The organism is Hydrogenophaga sp. NH-16 (assembly GCF_004006415.1).
GTDB classification, from domain to species: domain Bacteria; phylum Pseudomonadota; class Gammaproteobacteria; order Burkholderiales; family Burkholderiaceae_C; genus Hydrogenophaga; species Hydrogenophaga pseudoflava.
The window spans coordinates 3,945,200-3,963,084 of sequence record NZ_CP029344.1; the positions used below are offsets into that span (position 1 = coordinate 3,945,200).

Consider the following 17,885-nt stretch of genomic DNA (forward strand, 5'->3'; position numbering starts at 1 on the left):
GGTTTCAGCGTTGTGCAGACTGGGGCGGCGGTGCCCACAGCGCATCGTTAAAGGCTTCCAGCACGGGCTGGAGCTGGCCATTGAAGATTTTGTCGAGGCGGTTGAAGCCACCGCCTTCGCGTTTGAATATGAGGTCGGGGTCGTCGAGGGCGGCGCGGTCCACCAGCAGGTTGGCTTTGGTTTGCGCGGCGATGCGTTTGAGCCAGTCGCGCTGCGGGCTGGTCCAAGGCACGCCGCCAGGTGGTTTGGCCAGCAGGTTTTGCAGGGCGTGGTCTACGCGCTCGGCGTAGGGAAGCAGGGCATCCCCCACGGCGGCCTGGCGAATATAGCCAATGATGCGGGCGGCAATGTCCTGGTTGCTGAGTTCGCGCCAGGCGGTGGCGAGGCGGGCCTCGGTGTAGCCGGCCTTGTCCAGCGCCAGCACCAGCTCTTTGAGCTGCTGGCGGGTGAGGTCGCGCGGGCGGGTGAGCACGGTGAGCAGCGCTGGCAGCTCGTTGCCGTGGCTTTCGATGAAGGCTTTGAATTCCTTGAGGTAATCCTCGGGACGGGTGGCCTTGCCGTACCCGCGTTCGACGGTTTTCAGTTGGTCCGGGTGGTCAGAGACGTACATGCCCTGGCCATTGCCTTCGTGCTTGCGGTCGAGGATTTCACCCAGATCGGGGTGCTGGGCAAACCACCTGGCCAGCTCGTTCAAGGGGAGGGCTCGGACCTTTTTGACGAAGTCATCGGCCGACATGCCGGCCTTGGTCTCGAAGTCCTGGGCGTCTTTGCCTTTGAGGTGGCGCTTCTTGACCTGGAACTTGGCCAGGAACTGGTCGCGCACGAGTTCGCGGGCCGCGTCGTGAGCCACGGTGAGCAGTTCGCCTTCCAGCTGCGAGAAGCTGAGCTTAGGGTTGACCACCACAGGTTTCATGGCGGTCATGTTCCCGATGTTCTCGAACACGCGGACGGCGTCGATGACCCGGAAGTTGTCTTTGGCTTCGCCGTCAAAGTCGCACAGTCGGGTGGCGCGGCCGAGCATCTGGTCAAACAGGATGCGGCTGTTGACCTGGCGCAGGAAGACCAGGTTGCAGATTTCCGGCACGTCGATGCCGGTGGTGAGCAGGTCCACCGTGACCGCCACGTTGGGCAGGCGCTCGTTTTTGTAGCGGCGGATGAGTTCCAGGGGTTTGTCGGCGTCGCCGGTGATCTTGATGACGGCGTCGTCTTCCACCGAACCGTATTGAGTTTCGAAGGCTTTTTTGAGGACTTCGACCACCAGATCGGCGTGGCTGCTGCTGACGCAGAAAATCAGGGTTTTGCGGCGCCCGCTGGGGTCCAGCTCCTGGGCCAGGTACTGGCACACCGCTTCGTTGAAGGGGCGGGTGATGACCTTGCGGTTGAAGTCTTCGACCTGGAGCTTGATCTCGTCGGGCGCCTTGAACAGGTCGATCTGGTTCTTGGTAACGTCGTAGACCTTGACGTCTTCGCCCACGTGCCAGGTCATGCCGTGGGTGGACAGCTCGGTGTAGAGCTGGATCGGCGGCTCGTAGTCCACCAGGAAGCCGTCGACCACGGCCTCGCGGTAGGTGTACGAATAGACCGGTGCGCCAAAGATTTCGGTGGTGTGCAGCGCCGGGGTGGCGGTCAGGCCGATCTTGGTGGCGTCGAAATAGTCGAGCACCCGGCGGTATTTGGAGATGTAGTCGTCAAACCCGCGAAAGGCCATTTCGGTGTCTGACATCTCGCGGTCCAGCGTGTAGCCGCGGTGGCATTCGTCGATGACGATGCAGTCGAACTGGTCCACGGTGGGCGGCGCCACGCCATCGGCCGGAAACAGCACCCGTTTCATCATGCCTTGCACGGTGGCCACCTGGACGCCCGTGTCCTCGTCGGGCATCTGCTCGTCCAGTTCCTTGATGCCGAACACGTCTGCAAAGGTCTGCAGGCGTTCCATGCGGGTGTCTTTGAAGGCGTTCGCGGCCTGGATGCCCAGCGCTGAACGGTCCACGAGAAACAGGATGCGACGGAAGCGCTTGGCCTTGAGCAGGCGGTAGATGAGCGCGACGCAGGTTTTGGTTTTGCCGGTGCCAGTGGCCATGGCCAGCAGGATTTCGCGCTGGCCCTGGCTGATGCGGCGCTCGGTTTCCTGGATGGCGGTTTGCTGGTAGTGGCGCAGCGGGAAACCGTAGTTGAAAGCGGTGTTGCTCAGTTCCTGGTCTGCGCGGGCTTCGTCACGCGATAGCAGGACCTGCAACCCCTGGGGCGAGTACCAGCCGTCCAGTGCATGGGCCAGGTTCTCAGGGCGGCGCAGGTCGCAGAACCAGATGCCGCTCTTGGTGGCCAGCTGGCGCAGGTAGGGGCGCCCGTTGGTGGCGAACACAAAGGGGACGCGGAACTCGCCGCGTTCGCCCCAGTTTTCTTCGTGGAGAAAGGTCTCTGAGCTGGCGCCGAAGGTGCGGCTGTAGCGCTTGCTTTGTTGCAACGCGGCCGACACGTCTTTGGCTTCGCGTTTTGCTTCCACCACCGCCAGAGGGGTGAGGCCTTGGAACAGCACGTAGTCGGCCGAGTAGCCCTCGCAGGGCCATTCGGCGATGGCGATGTTGCGGCCTCGCTCCGGGCGGGTGCCTTTGCTGTAGCGCAAAACTTCGGTGTCGGCTTCCCAGCCAGCTTGGCGCAGTTGTTCGTCGATCAGGCGCCTAGTCTGGGATTCGTCCAGCACCACCTGCGACGCGGCGGCGGTGGCAAACGACAGCAGCTGGGTCTTGTTGAATTGTGGTGCCGCCTTGACTTCGGTCTGCAGGGCTTCAAGGCGCTGGCCGAGTTGTGTCTTGGCTTCTTCGGCTTCGGTGGCGACCTGTTCCCACACCGTGCGCTCTTCGGCCAGAGTGGAGAGTTGCGACTGGGCCTGTGTCAGCTGGTTTTGAACCTGCTCGTGCTTGGATTGGTATTCGACCACCGCCTGGCGCAGCTCATCCAGCTGGCTTTTGAGTTCGGCGCCCTCGTCAGCAGGCGGCGCCGGCGGCAGGAACGGGCCGGATCGGTATCCGGGATCTTTGAAAGTGCGGTGGAACCAGAGCACCAATTGCCAGGCGAACCGAAGGGAGGTCAGGGCTTTGGCGTGGTTGCCTTCGAGTGCGTGGTTGGCGGCATTGCCCGCCACACGAATCTGGTCCAACAGCTGCTTGATTTCCCGAGGCAGGAAACCATCGGCCTGAAGGCGCCGGATCAGGTCGTATTGGGACTCTTCAGCCGAGGTGTACAGGCCGATCCGGGCGGCGACCGTCTGGGTCAGAAGTTCGGCGAGCTGGCGAAGCTTCAGCAGACTGGTGTTGGGGTCGTCTGAAAAGTACCGCTCCGCCAGGGCGCCGAGACGCCAGAGCTGCTGCTCATAGGGTTTGAGCAGATCGAAATTGGAACGCTTGCTCCCTTGCATGTTCAGCCGTCGTTTTGTTGGTGAATTCTGCAGACGTTGCAAAACAGATTGCTTCTGAGTTTAGTGGACTCGGCATGGGCGCAATGGGCTGGCGGGCGTGGGGTGAATTCGCCCAGATTGCCGGCGGCTTCTGAGATGCGCGGGATCAATCCGGCGCAATTCGATTGCGCTGCGTCCAATCAGGCGAGGGCTTCCGTTCTGACGGTTGGGAACGGGGGAATAGGGTGCTGTAATGGGTGCCATACCCAGTGGCGGGCAGGCTGGTCAGGAGCGGAGGATGGCTCCACCGGGCATTCTTCGGTGGTGTCGCTTTCCGTTGCGATGTACAGCTCAAACGGATCGCCCAGATCGGTGAGCACGGCGCTGGCCATGCCGGTGCCCGCGCACAGGTTGTAGCGAAGGGTCTTCACAAAGCTTCGCCGACAGTTGACCAGGGACCGGACGAGGTGGGCCTCATGGGGGCTGTCCACCGGAATCCACTCCGGTGTGAAAGTGACCAGCGAAAGGGAATCGATGGTGGGAAGGCCCGAATAGCTGACGCAGAAGGTTCCGATCATGACCAGATGGATGGAATCGAAGGCGCCCCAAAGTGCCAGCTCGCCTGCGAATCGCCGCTCCAGCTGACGGAACAAGCGCTCGTCGATGGCGAAGGCTTGATCGGGGACATGTTTGATGACCGCTCTGAAACCGTACCGTGACGGCACGATCTCTTTGACTTCGCCGATCAGGAGCATGAGCTGGCTGGGCTTTCCTGGATGCGCCAAGGCGCTGGTCCATTCGGCGAGGCGGCGGGCGTTGATGGGGTCGCGATGCTCCACGGAGAACACTTCGGGCACATACAGGCGGTTCTGCAGTGCGCTGCCGCGCGCGAACTTGTGCGCTGCGGCTGAAAGCAGGTGCCGGCGGACGATGCACCAGTTTCGCTTGCCCGTGAAACCCGGGTGCCAGTGGGTCAGTTCGGCCTGATCCCACAGGTAGTGGAGCAGGGCACGCAGACTGAGCTTCTGACCTTGGGACGAGATGTTGGGCGAGGTGCTGGCGGCTGGAGATTGGGACGATCGGCCGGGCAGTTTGGACAGGGGGAAATCGAGCTTCAATGCCGTTTCACCCGTGGCGGGGTTTTCCACAATGGCGGTGCCGACCAGTTGGCCCAGACCAGACAGATCAGCAGGTAATTCATAGGAAGGGCATGCAGTGGCATGCTGACCCCCGGTATTGGGCATGCGCTTGACGATGTAGCCGTTCATCAAGCGGGCCACGTACATCTCGATGCCTTTGCCGTCTGGGCGACACAAACAGCGGGGGCGCTGGTGGTTCGCGTAGGCTTCGGCAATGGCGTCGGCAAAACCGGGCGCATGCAATGCCCAGCGGCGATCACCTATCAAGTAGGTGGCCGTTGATTCGGGGGCATCGTCCACCGCGCAAGCCTCAGCGTGTGGGAGCCGCCCGGTCACGCGAACGTTGTGGCTCTAGCTGAGGTGCCACGACAGGACGCTGAGAGGGGGCGTTCTTGTCGTAGACCTTGACCCTGTGCACCAGCCCGTCGCGTGTGCGCTGGGCCAGTTTCTCGGCTGCTGCCACCATGATGGCCTCGCGCCTTTTTTCAGGTACCCGATTGGCCACCAAGATGGCCTCAATGGCTGCCAGAACGGTCTTGCGTCCGCCGCTGCCGCGGCCAGAGGGCTTGTCTGAGGTGTTGGCGCCTTGCGCGGTGGAGGCGTCCCGGGCGGGTTCAATGCGGTTGCTCAACCGTTGTTCCCGTTCCACCTTGAGCCGTTCCAGGTCGGCCGGGTTGGGCTCGTAGCCCAGGGTTTTGACACCGCGTGCTGCGGCCTCCAGCCAGATGAGGCGCCTGAAATCCTCACTGCCCGTGATGCGCAAGGAGTGCCAGCTGCGGGTCTCAGCGACATCAACCATGGAACGAGCCACAGAGGGGCTGTTCGTGTCGGTGGCCAACCGGAAGGTGGATTCGGTGAACGCGACGCGTGAGGTGTCTCCCCTGAAACGGTATTCGGTCAGGCCAATGCTCACATCGCCCAGGGTGACCGGAGCGCGTTTGATGATGTAGCGGTCCATCAGCGCCGCCTCCAGCCGGGCGACGAGGGCTTCACGCTCGGCCTGGGTGTCCATGCGGGTGCTGGCTTGCGGGTCGGATGCTTCGGGGACGATCTCCTTGTCTTTGGCGGGCAGGGGGATGACGTTCGACTCAGCTGTCGGGCGTGTTTGATTTGTCTTGACTGGTTTTGCATGCGGGCCTGTTGTCGGCGGCTGGACATCACGGGATCCGTCCCGCTTCCATTGGCCGTCGATTTTGTGAACGAAGGACTTTTGCCCGCGAACACCCGTTGCGGGTATCGGGGCTCGACCATCTGTCCGTCCTTGAGCCACTTGGTGGCTGTATTGCGCGAGATGCCCAGCCTGCGGCTGGCCTCGCGCACCGACACGTCCTGCCTCAGCACGAGGCGGCGCAACTTGCTCAATGTGCTCACGTTGATCACTCCTGCTCCCCCGTGCTGAAAAACTCAGCACGATAGAGCGGCAACGTGGCTCAGATTTCAACGTGAACACGTCCCGAAATGGCCCAGCTTTGGAAATGAATCAACACCAATGCTGGATTCAGGCTCAAATCGTGCATCAGTGATCCAACGATCAGCGTGCACCGAGCAGGTCCGAGCAAAGAAGGTTGTGATACCGTCATCCACCCATACAGTACCGTCTTCTCCCTCCGGTGAGAGCATCCGATACCGTCATCGCGCCACAGAACATGCCACTTTCGCATTCCAATCGCTGCGGCGAACCATCAACGAATGAGTCCGAGAGCGATGAGCCTCGTGATGGGCTCCAGAATGCGACGGTAGATCTGTCGGTATCGAGCCCGTTCGCGGCTGTCACGCAACTCGCTTTCCCTCTGAGTCGCGACCAGCTATTGACAATAGAGTGGGAGTGATGTCGATACAGCTACTGTACAAATGAACAGTAGTTGTGCAGAATGGTACCCCCGCAATCGCAGCCCAAGGAGGTGTTGCATGGGTATCCGCCATGATCTTTACTACATGCTTCACCTGCCTTGGGCCGTCGCACAGGACATTGACCGGTTGTACCAGTTGTTGAACCGCTCGTACCACGGACCTTCCAAGCCCATGGCCGCTGAGCGGCTGCACACCACACTGGTGCCTCTGGGGTCGTACGAAGACCGCATTCCTCCCGAAATCCTGGCGCTTGTCTTGCGTGTGGGCCCGCAGCTGGACGCGGCGCCATTCCGCGTCTGTTTTGACACCGTGCAGTCGCGCGGCCCTCAGCGTGAGGTCGGCACTGTCGAGCTGGCAGGTCACGGTGTCGGCGTTCGGCCCTTGTTCCTTCTGCGACGGCAACTGGTCACGGCCTTGCGCTCGCTCGGATGGCCCGAGGCTTGGATACGGCCCAGCTTTTATCCACACATCACGCTGGACTACGGGCGGGCGCCGGTCGGTTCCCGGCGAATCACCCCTCTGGCCTGGGACGTGACCGAAGTGCGGCTTGTCGACAGTCTCTATGGGCAGGGGCTCCATGAGGTGCTGGCAAGCTGGCCCCTGCAGGACCGGCAGCCGTCGCTGTTCGATTGACGATGGCACCCAAAGGGTGCGGGACAATGACGGCATGAACGACGCCGAGTACATGGGCCTGGCCCTGAAAGAAGCCCAGGCCGCTCGCGCCGCGGGCGAGGTGCCGGTCGGTGCGGTGATCGTGCACCAGGGCAGGGTGGTGGGCGTCGGGCGCAACGCGCCCATCGCTGCGCACGACCCGACAGCCCATGCAGAAATCGTCGCCCTTCGCGCGGCAGCGCAGACCCTGGGCAACTACCGCCTCGACGACTGCGAGTTGTTCGTGACGCTGGAGCCATGCGCCATGTGCAGCGGCGCGCTGCTGCATTCGCGCCTGCGGCGGGTGGTCTTCGGTGCACATGATCCGAAGACCGGTGCAGCCGGCTCGGTGGTGGACCTGTTCGGTCAGGCTCAGCTGAACCACCACACCCAGGTCTTGGGCGGTGTGCGGGCCGACGAGTGCGGCAGCATGCTCAGCGATTTCTTCAGGTCCCGCCGTGACCAGCAGCGTCGCGAGGGCCAGCCTCTGCGAGACGACGCGCTGCGCACGCCCGAACGCCGTTTCGACGGTTTGCCGGGATACCCCTGGTCGCCGCACTACCTGAGCGATCTCCCGTCGCTGGGCGGCCTTCGCCTGCACTACCTGGACGAAGGGCCGTCGGACGCGCCGCGCACCTGGCTGTGCCTGCACGGCAACCCGGCGTGGAGCTATCTCTACCGCAAAATGATTCCAGTCTTCACCGAGGCGGGAGATCGTGTGGTGGCGCCCGACCTGATCGGCTTTGGCAAGAGCGATAAACCCAAGAAGGACGCGTTCCACCGTTTCAACTGGCACCGCAACGTGCTGCTCGAGTTCGTTGATCGGCTGGACCTGGGCAACGTGGTGCTGGTGGTGCAGGACTGGGGTGGGCTGCTCGGGTTGACCTTGCCGATGGCCTCACCGGGGCGCTACGCCGGCCTGCTCGTCATGAACACCCTGCTGGCCACTGGCGGCGAGACACTGTCTCCGGGGTTCTTGGCGTGGCGCAAGATGTGCGCAGAGAAGCCGCTGTACGACGTCGGCCGCCTGCTCGCGCGCGGCAACCCGCACCTGGATGCCGCCGAATGCGAGGCGTACAACGCGCCGTTTCCCGACGCGGGCCATCGCGCCGCACTGCGCGCCTTTCCGAATCTGGTGCCGGAGCACGCCGAAGACGAAGGCGCAGCCATATCCCGCGAGGCCCTGCTGTTCTGGCGAGAGCGCTGGCAGGGCCGGACGCTGATGGTGGTCGGAGCACGCGACCCCGTGTTGGGTGAGCCTGTCATGCAAGCCCTGGCACGCAACATCCGGGGCTGCCCGCCACCTTGGCTGATTTCCGACGCAGGGCACTTCGTTCCCGAGCGGGGCGAGCAGATTGCACGCGCGGCCTGTCAACACTTTTCCAACTATCCCGTTTCTTTCAACGAGCCATGAGCCACATCTACATCTACTCTCCTTCCAGCGCCGTGCGCGACAAGGCCGCCTTCCGGCGCGGGGTGAAACGGCTGCAGCAACTCGGCCACGAGGTCGAGATCGACGAGGCTGCGCTCAGCAGCCACATGCGGTTTGCGGGCGACGACGCCACCCGCATCGCGGCCATCGGCCGTGCAGCGGCCAGCGGTGCCGACGTGGCGCTGATTTCACGCGGCGGATATGGCCTCACGCGCCTTCTGCCCGAATTGCCCTACAAGCAGCTCGCGAAAGCCATCGGCAAGGGCACGCAGTTCGTGGGACTGAGCGACTTCACCGCGCTGCAATGCGCGCTGCTGGCCAAGACGGGCGCCGTGACCTGGGCGGGCCCGGCACTGGGGGAGGACTTTGGCGCCGAAGAGCCTGACGACATCATGGAAGCCTGCTTTGACGACCTGCTCGATGGACATGGCGAGGGCGCAGGCTGGGTGCTGCCCAAAAAGGACCTGCCCTGTCTGCCCACGACCGCCAGGGAAGAAGCCCCGTCGCTGCACCTTCACAAGGCCCAGCTGTGGGGCGGCAACCTGTCGGTGCTGTGTTCATTGGTCGGCACGCCCTGGTTGCCCGATGTGAAGGGCGGCGTGCTGTTTCTGGAGGATGTCAACGAGCATCCCTACCGCATCGAACGACAGCTGACGCAACTGTTGCATGCGGGCATCCTGGGACGTCAGAAGCTGATCGTGCTGGGCAGTTTCAACCGCTTCAAGCCGGTTCCACACGACCGCGGGTTCAAGCTGCAGACGGTGGTCGACTGGCTTCGGAGTCAGACCCGGACGCCTGTGCTGACGGGCCTGCCGTTCGGGCACGTTCCCACCAAGGTGTTGTTGCCGGTGGGCCGGGACGTGGAGGTGATGGTGCAGGGGCGCGAGGCGCTGATGTTCTGGGGATGAGCTTGGGCTCGCAAACGCCTCAGCGTGCCGAGCGGGTGGATTCCAGGAGACCTTTGGGCAGGAGTCCATTGAACACCGGGGTCACGCTGCGGACCAGATCGACCGCCCGTGCCTCGCCATGAAGACGGCTGAGTACGGCCACCATCTCGGCCCGGGCATACCAGAGCGCTTGCACATCGTGCACATACATGAGGCGGTGTTTGAGCCTGGGATTGGCCTGGGCCCCTGCTTCACCCAGAACAGACAGCATGGCCTGGCGGACCGGCTCGAGCGACTCCGGTGCATGCTTGCGCACCTCGGTGCCCAGCAAGGCGGAGATGCTGTGGCGAATGGTGGGTTTGATCCAGCGCATTTGCGATCCCAACGATATTAAGTTATGGGGGCAGGATACGTCCGGGGAGCCCCTCGGGCAAGGCCTTGAGCTTGAGGAAAGTCAAGAAAACAACAGCCAAATCAAGCGGTTAGAAAGACTGTTTAAGATATTGCGTGTACAGGTCTGGTGACGATGCCAGTAATTGCCCCGGAAAGTGTTCAATGACGGCCGGTTCGTTTAGGTCCTTTGGGCTCAGCCATGTGGAAACGTCCAACAGCGGTCCTGGGTCACGTCATTTCTGGTGCTCAAATGACTGGATGTGTGATAAACCACACACCTTGTTACCATCCACCAGCTTGTCCTTGCTTCGGTTGACACCACCAGCACCCGGCCTCGCCCAGGCCGATTTCTACTATTTTTCATGGCCGAACTGACGATTGCCTTCGTGGACCTGACCGGCAGCGTCTCCGTGTTTGAAACACTGGGCAACGACCGCGCCGCCAAGGCGGTGACCAAGCTGACCCAGTGGATCGGGGCCATGGGTCTGGAACACAACGGCAAGGTCGTCAAGATGCTGGGCGACGGCGTTCTGCTCTCGTTCACCAACAACCGGCTTGCTGTCGAGTGCATGAGCACCATTCAGCAGGAGCACTCTCAACGGGTGGTCCAGTGGCCCAACCGGCTCAAGCTGATGATGCAGATCGGCATGGCGCGCGGGCAGGTGGTGCAGGTCGATGGCGACTGCTTCGGCGATGCGGTCAACGTGGCGTCTCGTCTGAGCGATCTGGCAGGGCCGGAGCAGATCCTGGTCAACGACCTGGTGATTCGCAAGCTGGGCAAGGGGCATAACGTGCGCAGCCGCAGCCTCGGGCCGATCCGAATCAAGGGGCGCGTGGAGCCCACAGAGGTCTTCCGCATCGAGTGGCAGACCGAGATGCTGTCGGAGTTCCTGACGCTTCCAGCCGACCTGCACGCCCTGAGAAAAAGCACCGAATCGGTGTTCGGGGGCATTGAGCTGGGCTGGCTCGACACCAGCCAGTCTTTCAATCTCACGGACCTGCCGTTGAAGATCGGCCGGGTGCCCGAGGCCGATTTTGTGGTGAACGATCCGCGGGTCTCCCGGATGCATGCTTCCATCGACATCCGCTCGGGCAACTACCTTCTTGAAGACACCAGCAGCTACGGCACCTGGGTTCGTTTTGCCGGCACGGACAATGCCATTGCATTGAGGCGGCAGGAGTGCCTGTTGCACAGCGATGGCGAGTTCTCGATGGGTGCACCCTTCACGGACATCAGTGCACCCACAGTGAGTTTCCGCCTGGTGGATGGCCAGATGGTGCTCGGGCACGGTCGCACTCGCGTCTGAGCCAGTCGCACGTCCGATGCACGAGCGGCACGACGCCGCTACCATCGCTCCAGCCTTGGAGGTGCTGATGCGCTGGTTGACCCGTTTTTTCTTTCTGTTGCTGCTGCTGATCCTGCTCGGAGCAGTGGCGTTGTCGATCTATGCCTGGCGCAGCCAGCCCCAGACGGATGGGGATCTGAGCCTGCCTGGGTTGCGCGGTGCCGTGCAGGTGCAACGCGACGGCAGCGATGTGGCGCACATTCTGGCCACCGACCCGCGGGACGCCTGGATGGCGATGGGTTATGTGCACGCGCAGGAACGCGGATGGCAGCTGGAGTTCAACCGCCGCCTGATGCGAGGACAGCTGTCCGAGGTGTTTGGCCGCTCCACGCTGGAGACCGACCTGCTCATGCGCACGCTGGGCATCCGGCAGGCGGCCCAGGCGCAACTTGCTGGTATGAGCGAAGAGGGGCGTGCAGCGCTGAAGGCCTACAGCGACGGCGTGAACGCGTTCTTTGCTGGCCGCCAGCAAGCGCTGTCGCCCGAGTTCCAGATCCTGCGCATCGACCCACGGGAAGAGGCGGCCGCCGGCCGCTACTGGGAGCCCGAAGACAGCGCTGGCTGGGCCCTGATGATGGCGCTGGACCTGGGCGGCAACTGGGGCAACGAGCTGGCCCGGCTGTCCGCGCTGCAGGTGCTGGACACCCCGTCCCTGTGGCAGCTGTTTCCGCCCTATCCGGGCGAAGCACCCGCAGCGTCGGCCGATCTGGCGGAGCTGTACCGTGTCATGCGCGTGTTTCCGGCTGCTGATGGCAAACAGTCCCGCGCCATCGAGAGCAGTCCTGCTGCGGATGCCCTGGCACAGGGGGTGATCGAGTGGACCCGCTCCCTTGGAGAAGTGGAGGGCAAGGGCTCGAACAACTGGGTGGTGTCGGGCGCGCGCAGCGCCAGCGGCAAGCCGCTGCTGGCCAACGACCCGCACCTGGGCCTGAGCGCGCCGGCGATCTGGTACTTCGCCCGCCTGCAGGCGCCCGACGTGCCCGGACTCAAGGGCATGGATGTGATCGGGGCCACCCTGCCGGGCACACCGTTCGTGGTGCTCGGGCGCACACCCGACGTGGCCTGGGGCTTCACCAACACCGGCCCCGATGTGCAAGACCTGTACCTGGAGCAGCTGGACCCCAGCGACCCGACCCGCTATCGCCTCCCGGCACCCGCGGGGCAGGAAGCCTGGGCGCGCTTTGACGAGCGCGTCGAAACCATCCGCGTCAAGGGCGAGCCCGACGTGGTGCACACGGTGCGCAGCAGCCGACACGGCCCCGTGCTCAGCGATGCACCGGGTCGTGCGCGTGACCTCATCGACACCGGGCGCTTCGCGCTGTCGCTGCGCTGGACCGCGCTGGAGGCGGACAACCGCAATGTGGACGCCACCCTGGCCTCCAACCGCGCGCGCTCGGTTGACGATCTGCTGGAGGCGTACCGCCACTTCCACGCACCGATGCAGAACGCGGTGATGGCCGACCGCAGTGGCCGCATCCTGTTCAAGGCAGTGGGCAAGGTGCCCCTGCGGTCGCCGGACAACCGCATCCGCGGTGTGGCTCCCTCGCCGGGCTGGGACGCCCGCTACGACTGGGCGGGCTACCTGCCTTACGAAGACACCCCGCAGGACGACGGCGCCAAGGGCTGGATTGCCACCGCCAATCAGCGCATCCATGCGGCCGACTACCCGCATTTTCTGACCCAGGACTGGGCGGCGCCGTATCGCCAGGAACGCATCGAGGCCCTGCTGGCTCAGACGGAGAAGCACGACGCGGCCAGCTTCCGCGCCATGCACGGCGATCTGCATTCGGAGGCGACGCTGCGCCTGCTGCCCCACCTGAGCAAGACCGCGTCCAGCCACCCGCTCGCCGCTGCGGCGCTGGCTTCGCTCAAGGACTTCAACGGCGGCATGTCTGCCGATGCGGCTGCGCCGCTGGTCTACAGCGTCTGGATCGACGAGTTCACGCGCGGTGTGGTGGGCCAGCGCCTGGGCGTGGAGCGGTTCGAAAAGCTCTATGGCAAGCGCCTGTTCCGCAACGCGGTCGAGGGGATTCTGGAGCGCGACGACCACGACTGGTGTGGCCCGCAGGGCTGCGCTGCGGCCAGCACGGCGGCGCTGGACCGGGCACTGGACCGCATCAGTGCGCAGCAGGGAAGGGATGTGTCGCGCTGGCGCTGGGGCACGGCCCACCCGGCGATTTCCGTGCACCGTCCGTTCAGCAACGTCGGTGCGCTGGCACCCATGTTCGAGGTGCGAAAGGAAACGGGCGGTGACCCATTCACCGTGAACGTCGGCCAGTACCACCTGGACAAGGCCGATGCGCCGTTTGCCAACCGGCATGCCGCCAGCCTGCGCGCCATCTACGACCTGGCGGAGCCGGAGAACTCGCTGTTCATCTACCAGACGGGGCAGAGCGGCAACGCGCTTTCCAGCCGTTACCGCGACATGAGCGACGCCTGGGCTGCCGTGGAATACCGGCCACTGCAAATGGCGCCCGCGCAGTGGCGCAGCCGCCTGGAGCTCAAGCCCTGATCGCCGCCAGGCGTCAGGCGGATTCGTGGAGGCTGCCGCCGCTCAGCGAGGCGAGGGTGGTGTCGTTGTAGCGCTTGCTGGCGGCTTCGGCCTGGGCGCTCAGCTTGGCCACGTAGGCATTCAGCTCGGCGCCCGAAATGTCGCCGCTGCCATCGGTGTCGACGGTCTGCATGAGGGCCTGCAAGGAAGCGTCCTCGCTCTCGGCAGTCGCCTCTTCGGTTTTGGCGAACTCCGGGCCTTCTTCCGGCGTGGTGACAGCATGCACGGGAGCCTTGGTCGCCGGTGCCGTGGGGTTGGTGGCGCCAACGAGCGAGCCGGCCCCCCCGGACATCACTTCCTGTGTGGTCGTGATCACGGTCGTGGTCTGCACCACCGTGGTTTCGATGGCGGGTGTGATGCCGAACTCGGCCATCGAGATCTGGCCATCGTTGTCGGCATCGAGCTCGGCGAACCGGGCCTCATCGCCGCGCTGCTGGACAAACGCCTGGGTGTTTGAGGCGGACGAAAACAGGTTCTGCAGCAGGGTGCCCACCTCGGCGCCATTCAGCGCGCCATCCTTGTTGGCATCGAGCGAGGCATACAGCTCCGAGGCGCCCTGGCCGACTTCGACGCCCAGCTTGCCAGCGACCTTTTCAAGCGCCGCCTGGAACTCGCTCTGGCTGACGCCACCATCGCCGTCGGCGTCCATCTTCTTGTGCATCTTGTCCTGCAGGTAGCTGGACATGGCGCCACTCAGGGACGACAGGGTCTGGGACCAGGCGCTGGAGTTGCTGGTGTCGACGGTGCTCATGGAGAGGTTCCTTTCTGGCGGGTGGTTCCGGGATGGAGCAATGCTCTCCCATCCGGACCCCACAGAAACCCGCCAACAGCGGGACGGAAACCCCGCTGTTCGGCCGATTGGCGAACCTCGCCGCCGACTTACTTGAGCTTGCCCGAGAGGAACTGGGACAGCCGCTCGGACTTGGGGTTGACCAGCACTTCGCGCGGGTTGCCCTGTTCCTCGATGCGGCCCTGGTGCAGGAACAGCACATGGTTGCTGACCTCGCGCGCAAAACCCATCTCGTGGGTCACCACCACCATGGTGCGGCCTTCTTCGGCCAAGGTGCGCATCACGCGCAGCACCTCGGTGACGAGTTCGGGGTCGAGCGCGCTGGTCGGCTCGTCGAACAGCATCACCTCGGGCTCCATCGCCAGCGCACGGGCGATCGCCACGCGCTGCTGCTGGCCGCCCGACATGTGGGCCGGGTATTTGCCCTCGACGTCGCGCAGGCCGACCTTCTCCAGGTACTTGCGGGCGGTGGCAATGGCCTCGTCCTTGCCCTTGCCGAGCACGTGCATGGGCGCCTCGATCACGTTTTCCAGCACCGTCAGGTGCGACCAGAGATTGAAGTGCTGGAACACCATGGCCAGCTTGGCACGCAGGCGCTGCAGCTGTTTTTCGTCGGCCGCCTTGAGCATGCCGTCCTTGGCGGTGACCAGCTTGAGCTCTTCGCCGGCCACGACGATGCGGCCCTGCTGCGGCCGTTCCAGCAGGTTCATGCAGCGCAGGAAGGTGGATTTGCCGGAACCGGACGAGCCGATGATGCTGATCACGTCGCCGGCCTTGGCCGTCAGGGAAATGCCCTTGAGCACCTCGTGCGAGCCGTAGCTCTTGCGGATGTCGATCGCTTCGAGTTTGGTGGTCATGGTGCGTGGGTCTGTCAGGGGCTCAGCAGGTTGCCGGAGCGGATCGGTGTTCGGCCGGCGACACGGCAAAGCTCCATGCCCGCCGTGGCCCAGCGCAGGCTGTGGCGGGCGTAGACGATGCCATCGATGCTGCTGCGGATGTCGGTTTCGCGCGGTGTCAGCGGGTCGACCACCCGCGCCAGCAGCTGGCCAGCGGCCACACGCTCGCCGACCTGGGCTACGAAGTCGATCACGCCCGGGTGCGGCGCGTGGGAGGCTTCCGTGCCGGCCAGCGGTGTCGGCTCGCACCGCGGATCGGGCAGGGCAGGGGTGGGGCCAGCCATCACGCCGACATGGCGCAGGTAACCGACGATGGCCTGGGCATCCTGGCTGGCCAGGGCGTCCGACACATCCGTCTGGCTGCGCAGCTCGACGGTGGTGCTGGCGCAGCCCAGGGGGATCGGCGCCTGGTCGGCGAAGTGATCGCGCAAACGCCACCATGGGCCGGACAGCGCCTCGTCGAACGAGATCGAAGGACCCGAGCCCCGCGCCCACAGCAGCGCCTGGGCGCCAAGCAGTCGCGCCAGCGGCGCCATCTGGTCGAGCATGGGCTGCTCGACGTACATATGAAGAATGGCCTCGAAGTCGCAGTGCAGGTCAAGCACCACGTCGGCGTCGCAGGCAAGGCCCATCAGCACCCGGCGAAGGCTCTCCAGCTCGGTGGTCACCGGCTGTTCCTGCAGCACCTCGTGCATGGCGGCCCGCACGATGCCTTTGTTTGTCTCCGCATCCTGCGTGAGCTTCGGCGCGATCCGGTCTTTCACCAGGTTGAAGAAGTCCGGGTAGTTCCGGTTGAAGTTCTCCATGGTCAGCAGCTCGAAGCGGCCGACCTGGTGGTGCATCAGGCTCTGGTCCAGCCCGATCGGGTTGCACACCGGCACCAGCACGACCTCGCCGGGGATCTCGCCGGCCGCCTCGGCCGCGGCCAGAAGGCCCCGCAGCTTGTGCGCGGTGAGCATGCCGGGCAGCTCGTCGGCGTGCAGGCTGGACTGGATGTAGGCCTTACGGCCATTGGTGGCCTGACCAAAGTGCAGGCTGGTGACCTGGCGTTGGGTGCCAAGCGACGGAGAGAGCAGGGGGTGTTGGAGCTGTCGCATCCGGAGGAAGAGAAAACGGGATCAGTGAGTGCGTGGGCGCAGATAGGCCAAGAAGCGCTTTTCCAGCAGCCGGAACACGTAGACCAGGGCGAAGGTCAGTATGAAATACAGCACCGCGACCACGATGAACGGCTGGAAGGCCAAGTAGTAGGTCTTGTAGATCGCGTAGGCGGCGTTGGTCAGGTCGTACAGCGCCGGTACCACGCTGGCCAGCGAGGTGGCGTGCAGCATCATCACGACTTCGTTCGAGTAGCCGGGAAGGGTGCGGCGCAGCGCACTGGGCAGCACCAGACGGAACATCATGTTCCATTTGCTGTAGCCGGCGGCCTGTGCGGCCTCGATTTCACCAGCGGGCGTTTCCTTGATGGCGCCCGCCAGCATCTCGACCGTGTAGGCGCAGGTGTTGAGCGAAAACGCCGCCACAGCGCAGAAAAACGGGTCCTTGAACATCGTCCAGGGCCAGACCGTGTCCCACATCGCCTGCACCCACTCCAGCTGGGCGATGCCGTAATAGATGAAATAGACCTGGATCAGCAGCGGTGTGCCGCGCACCACATAGGTGAACAGCCAGACCGGCGTGGAGACCCAGCGGTTGCGCGAGACCCGCATCAGCGTCAGTGGCAACGTCAGCAGCCCACCGGCCAGCAGGCTGATGGCCAGCAGTTCCATGGTCGCCAGGAAGCCGGTCCAGTACAGCGCGAGGTTCTGTGGCTGGAAGATGATCGCAAACTTGTCCATCAGAACTCACCCCGCTTCACGCCCACGGAGTAGCGGGCTTCGGCCTTGCGCAGCAGGATCAGGCTGATGGTGGAGATCAGGAGGTAGAGGAAACCGGCGAAGGCCATGAAGATGATGGCGGCACCGGGGATGTCGCCGCGAGCGGCCGCGCCGGCCTGCTTGGCGAGGTTGGTGATGTCGGCCAGTCCGATCACCGAAACGAGGGCGGTGGCCTTGAGCAGCACCAGCCAGTTGTTCGTGAAACTGGGCAGTGCGAACCGCACCATCTGCGGCAGCACCATGCGGCGGAAGGTGTAGAACCGGTTCATGCCGTAGGCCCAGCCGGCCTCCGACTGTCCCTTGGGCACGCTCATGATGGCGCCCCGGAAGGTTTCCGTCATGTAGGCGCCGTAGACGAAACCGATGGTCAGCACCCCTGCCACAAAGGGGTTAATCTGCGGGCCATTGCGGTAGCCCATGGCTTCAAAGATGTCGTTGATCAGGATCTGCCCGCCGAAGTACAGCAGCAGCATCCACACCAGATCCGGGACACCCCGGATCACGGTGGAATAGATGTCGCCGACCCAGTTGAGCCAGCGGTAAGGCGAGAGTTTGGCCGCCGCGCCGGCCAGGCCGAGCACGGCGGCGACAACAAGCGCGCCCAGCGAGACGCCGAGGGTGACCAGCAGGCCCTGGAGGATCTGGATGAAATAGGTCGTCATCGGCGCTCGCGGTTCAGCT

The 17,885-nt window shown here is 64.1% G+C and carries 14 protein-coding genes and 1 pseudogene; 5 read left to right on the forward strand and 10 right to left on the reverse strand.

The genetic code is table 11. The features are described from left to right. Positions 1-4: 4 nt before the first annotated feature. The 4 genes and pseudogenes from hsdR to DD542_RS19040 all read right to left on the reverse strand — a co-directional run. Positions 5-3,415 carry a type I restriction-modification system endonuclease gene (hsdR, locus tag DD542_RS19025; RefSeq protein ID WP_127806705.1) on the reverse strand — a complete coding sequence of 1,137 codons (3,411 nt, stop codon included), beginning with the start codon at positions 3,413-3,415 and terminating at the stop codon, positions 5-7. 179 nt (positions 3,416-3,594) lie between these two features. Then, positions 3,595-4,833, reverse strand: coding sequence for a DUF1173 domain-containing protein (locus tag DD542_RS19030; RefSeq protein WP_127806706.1), 1,239 nt, complete (start codon positions 4,831-4,833; stop codon positions 3,595-3,597). Between the two features lie 10 nt (positions 4,834-4,843). Then, positions 4,844-5,545, reverse strand: a complete 702-nt coding sequence (locus DD542_RS19035; protein ID WP_241559597.1) for an LPD7 domain-containing protein — start codon at positions 5,543-5,545, stop codon at positions 4,844-4,846. 212 nt (positions 5,546-5,757) lie between these two features. After that, positions 5,758-5,913: pseudogene (locus tag DD542_RS19040) on the reverse strand (helix-turn-helix domain-containing protein); the annotation flags it as partial. Positions 5,914-6,441: 528 nt separating this feature from the next. On the opposite strand from DD542_RS19040, the gene DD542_RS19045 reads away from it, so the two are divergent. From DD542_RS19045 to DD542_RS19055, 3 genes are read left to right on the forward strand one after another with little or no spacing between them, the layout of a single operon-like run. Continuing rightward, positions 6,442-7,017, forward strand: a complete 576-nt coding sequence (locus DD542_RS19045; protein ID WP_127806707.1) for a 2'-5' RNA ligase family protein — start codon at positions 6,442-6,444, stop codon at positions 7,015-7,017. A 34-nt stretch (positions 7,018-7,051) separates the two neighbouring features. Then, complete coding sequence (tadA, locus tag DD542_RS19050) at positions 7,052-8,449, forward strand: tRNA adenosine(34) deaminase TadA (protein WP_127806708.1); 1,398 nt, start codon at positions 7,052-7,054, stop codon at positions 8,447-8,449. After that, complete coding sequence (locus DD542_RS19055) at positions 8,446-9,375, forward strand: LD-carboxypeptidase (RefSeq protein WP_127806709.1); 930 nt, start codon at positions 8,446-8,448, stop codon at positions 9,373-9,375. Before tadA ends, DD542_RS19055 begins: the two co-directional genes overlap by 4 nt. A 19-nt stretch (positions 9,376-9,394) precedes the next feature. Here DD542_RS19055 and DD542_RS19060 read toward each other — a convergent pair whose 3' ends face one another. Beyond that, entirely contained in the window at positions 9,395-9,727 is a 333-nt protein-coding gene (locus tag DD542_RS19060) for a hypothetical protein (protein ID WP_066160214.1), read from the reverse strand. A 382-nt stretch (positions 9,728-10,109) separates the two neighbouring features. On the opposite strand from DD542_RS19060, the gene DD542_RS19065 reads away from it, so the two are divergent. Beyond that, entirely contained in the window at positions 10,110-11,054 is a 945-nt protein-coding gene (locus tag DD542_RS19065; RefSeq protein ID WP_127806710.1) for an adenylate/guanylate cyclase domain-containing protein, read from the forward strand. A 67-nt stretch (positions 11,055-11,121) separates the two neighbouring features. After that, complete coding sequence (locus DD542_RS19070; RefSeq protein WP_127806711.1) at positions 11,122-13,605, forward strand: penicillin acylase family protein; 2,484 nt, start codon at positions 11,122-11,124, stop codon at positions 13,603-13,605. A gap of 13 nt (positions 13,606-13,618) precedes the next feature. Here DD542_RS19070 and DD542_RS19075 read toward each other — a convergent pair whose 3' ends face one another. The 5 genes from DD542_RS19075 to DD542_RS19095 all read right to left on the reverse strand — a co-directional run bounded on the left by DD542_RS19075 (position 13,619) and on the right by DD542_RS19095 (position 17,866). Then, complete coding sequence (locus tag DD542_RS19075; protein WP_066160220.1) at positions 13,619-14,395, reverse strand: EF-hand domain-containing protein; 777 nt, start codon at positions 14,393-14,395, stop codon at positions 13,619-13,621. 128 nt (positions 14,396-14,523) lie between these two features. Next, positions 14,524-15,291, reverse strand: a complete 768-nt coding sequence (locus DD542_RS19080; RefSeq protein WP_079365850.1) for an ATP-binding cassette domain-containing protein — start codon at positions 15,289-15,291, stop codon at positions 14,524-14,526. A gap of 14 nt (positions 15,292-15,305) precedes the next feature. Continuing rightward, a complete protein-coding gene (locus DD542_RS19085; protein WP_127806712.1) occupies positions 15,306-16,427 on the reverse strand; it encodes a succinylglutamate desuccinylase/aspartoacylase family protein in 1,122 nt (373 codons plus the stop codon). A gap of 21 nt (positions 16,428-16,448) precedes the next feature. Then, on the reverse strand, positions 16,449-17,165 hold the full coding sequence (locus tag DD542_RS19090; protein WP_127806713.1) for an ABC transporter permease subunit: 717 nt from the start codon (positions 17,163-17,165) through the stop codon (positions 16,449-16,451). Further along, positions 17,165-17,866 (reverse strand): ABC transporter permease subunit, encoded by a 702-nt coding sequence (locus DD542_RS19095; RefSeq protein ID WP_127806714.1) that lies wholly within the window; start codon positions 17,864-17,866, stop codon positions 17,165-17,167. The genes DD542_RS19090 and DD542_RS19095 overlap by 1 nt, the downstream gene beginning before the upstream one ends. Between the last annotated feature and the right edge of the window lie 19 nt (positions 17,867-17,885).

What these genes read in the sequence shown, in the direction of transcription:
- hsdR (WP_127806705.1), bottom strand. Translation starts at nt 3,415, where the DNA reads ATGCAAGGGAGCAAGCGTTCCAATTTCGATCTGCTCAAACCCTATGAG.
- DD542_RS19065 (WP_127806710.1), top strand. Translation starts at nt 10,110, where the DNA reads ATGGCCGAACTGACGATTGCCTTCGTGGACCTGACCGGCAGCGTCTCC.
- DD542_RS19045 (WP_127806707.1), top strand. Translation starts at nt 6,442, where the DNA reads ATGGGTATCCGCCATGATCTTTACTACATGCTTCACCTGCCTTGGGCC.
- tadA (WP_127806708.1), top strand. Translation starts at nt 7,052, where the DNA reads ATGAACGACGCCGAGTACATGGGCCTGGCCCTGAAAGAAGCCCAGGCC.
- DD542_RS19090 (WP_127806713.1), bottom strand. Translation starts at nt 17,165, where the DNA reads ATGGACAAGTTTGCGATCATCTTCCAGCCACAGAACCTCGCGCTGTAC.
- DD542_RS19085 (WP_127806712.1), bottom strand. Translation starts at nt 16,427, where the DNA reads ATGCGACAGCTCCAACACCCCCTGCTCTCTCCGTCGCTTGGCACCCAA.
- DD542_RS19080 (WP_079365850.1), bottom strand. Translation starts at nt 15,291, where the DNA reads ATGACCACCAAACTCGAAGCGATCGACATCCGCAAGAGCTACGGCTCG.
- DD542_RS19060 (WP_066160214.1), bottom strand. Translation starts at nt 9,727, where the DNA reads ATGCGCTGGATCAAACCCACCATTCGCCACAGCATCTCCGCCTTGCTG.
- DD542_RS19070 (WP_127806711.1), top strand. Translation starts at nt 11,122, where the DNA reads ATGCGCTGGTTGACCCGTTTTTTCTTTCTGTTGCTGCTGCTGATCCTG.
- DD542_RS19035 (WP_241559597.1), bottom strand. Translation starts at nt 5,545, where the DNA reads ATGGACACCCAGGCCGAGCGTGAAGCCCTCGTCGCCCGGCTGGAGGCG.
- DD542_RS19075 (WP_066160220.1), bottom strand. Translation starts at nt 14,395, where the DNA reads ATGAGCACCGTCGACACCAGCAACTCCAGCGCCTGGTCCCAGACCCTG.
- DD542_RS19095 (WP_127806714.1), bottom strand. Translation starts at nt 17,866, where the DNA reads ATGACGACCTATTTCATCCAGATCCTCCAGGGCCTGCTGGTCACCCTC.
- DD542_RS19055 (WP_127806709.1), top strand. Translation starts at nt 8,446, where the DNA reads ATGAGCCACATCTACATCTACTCTCCTTCCAGCGCCGTGCGCGACAAG.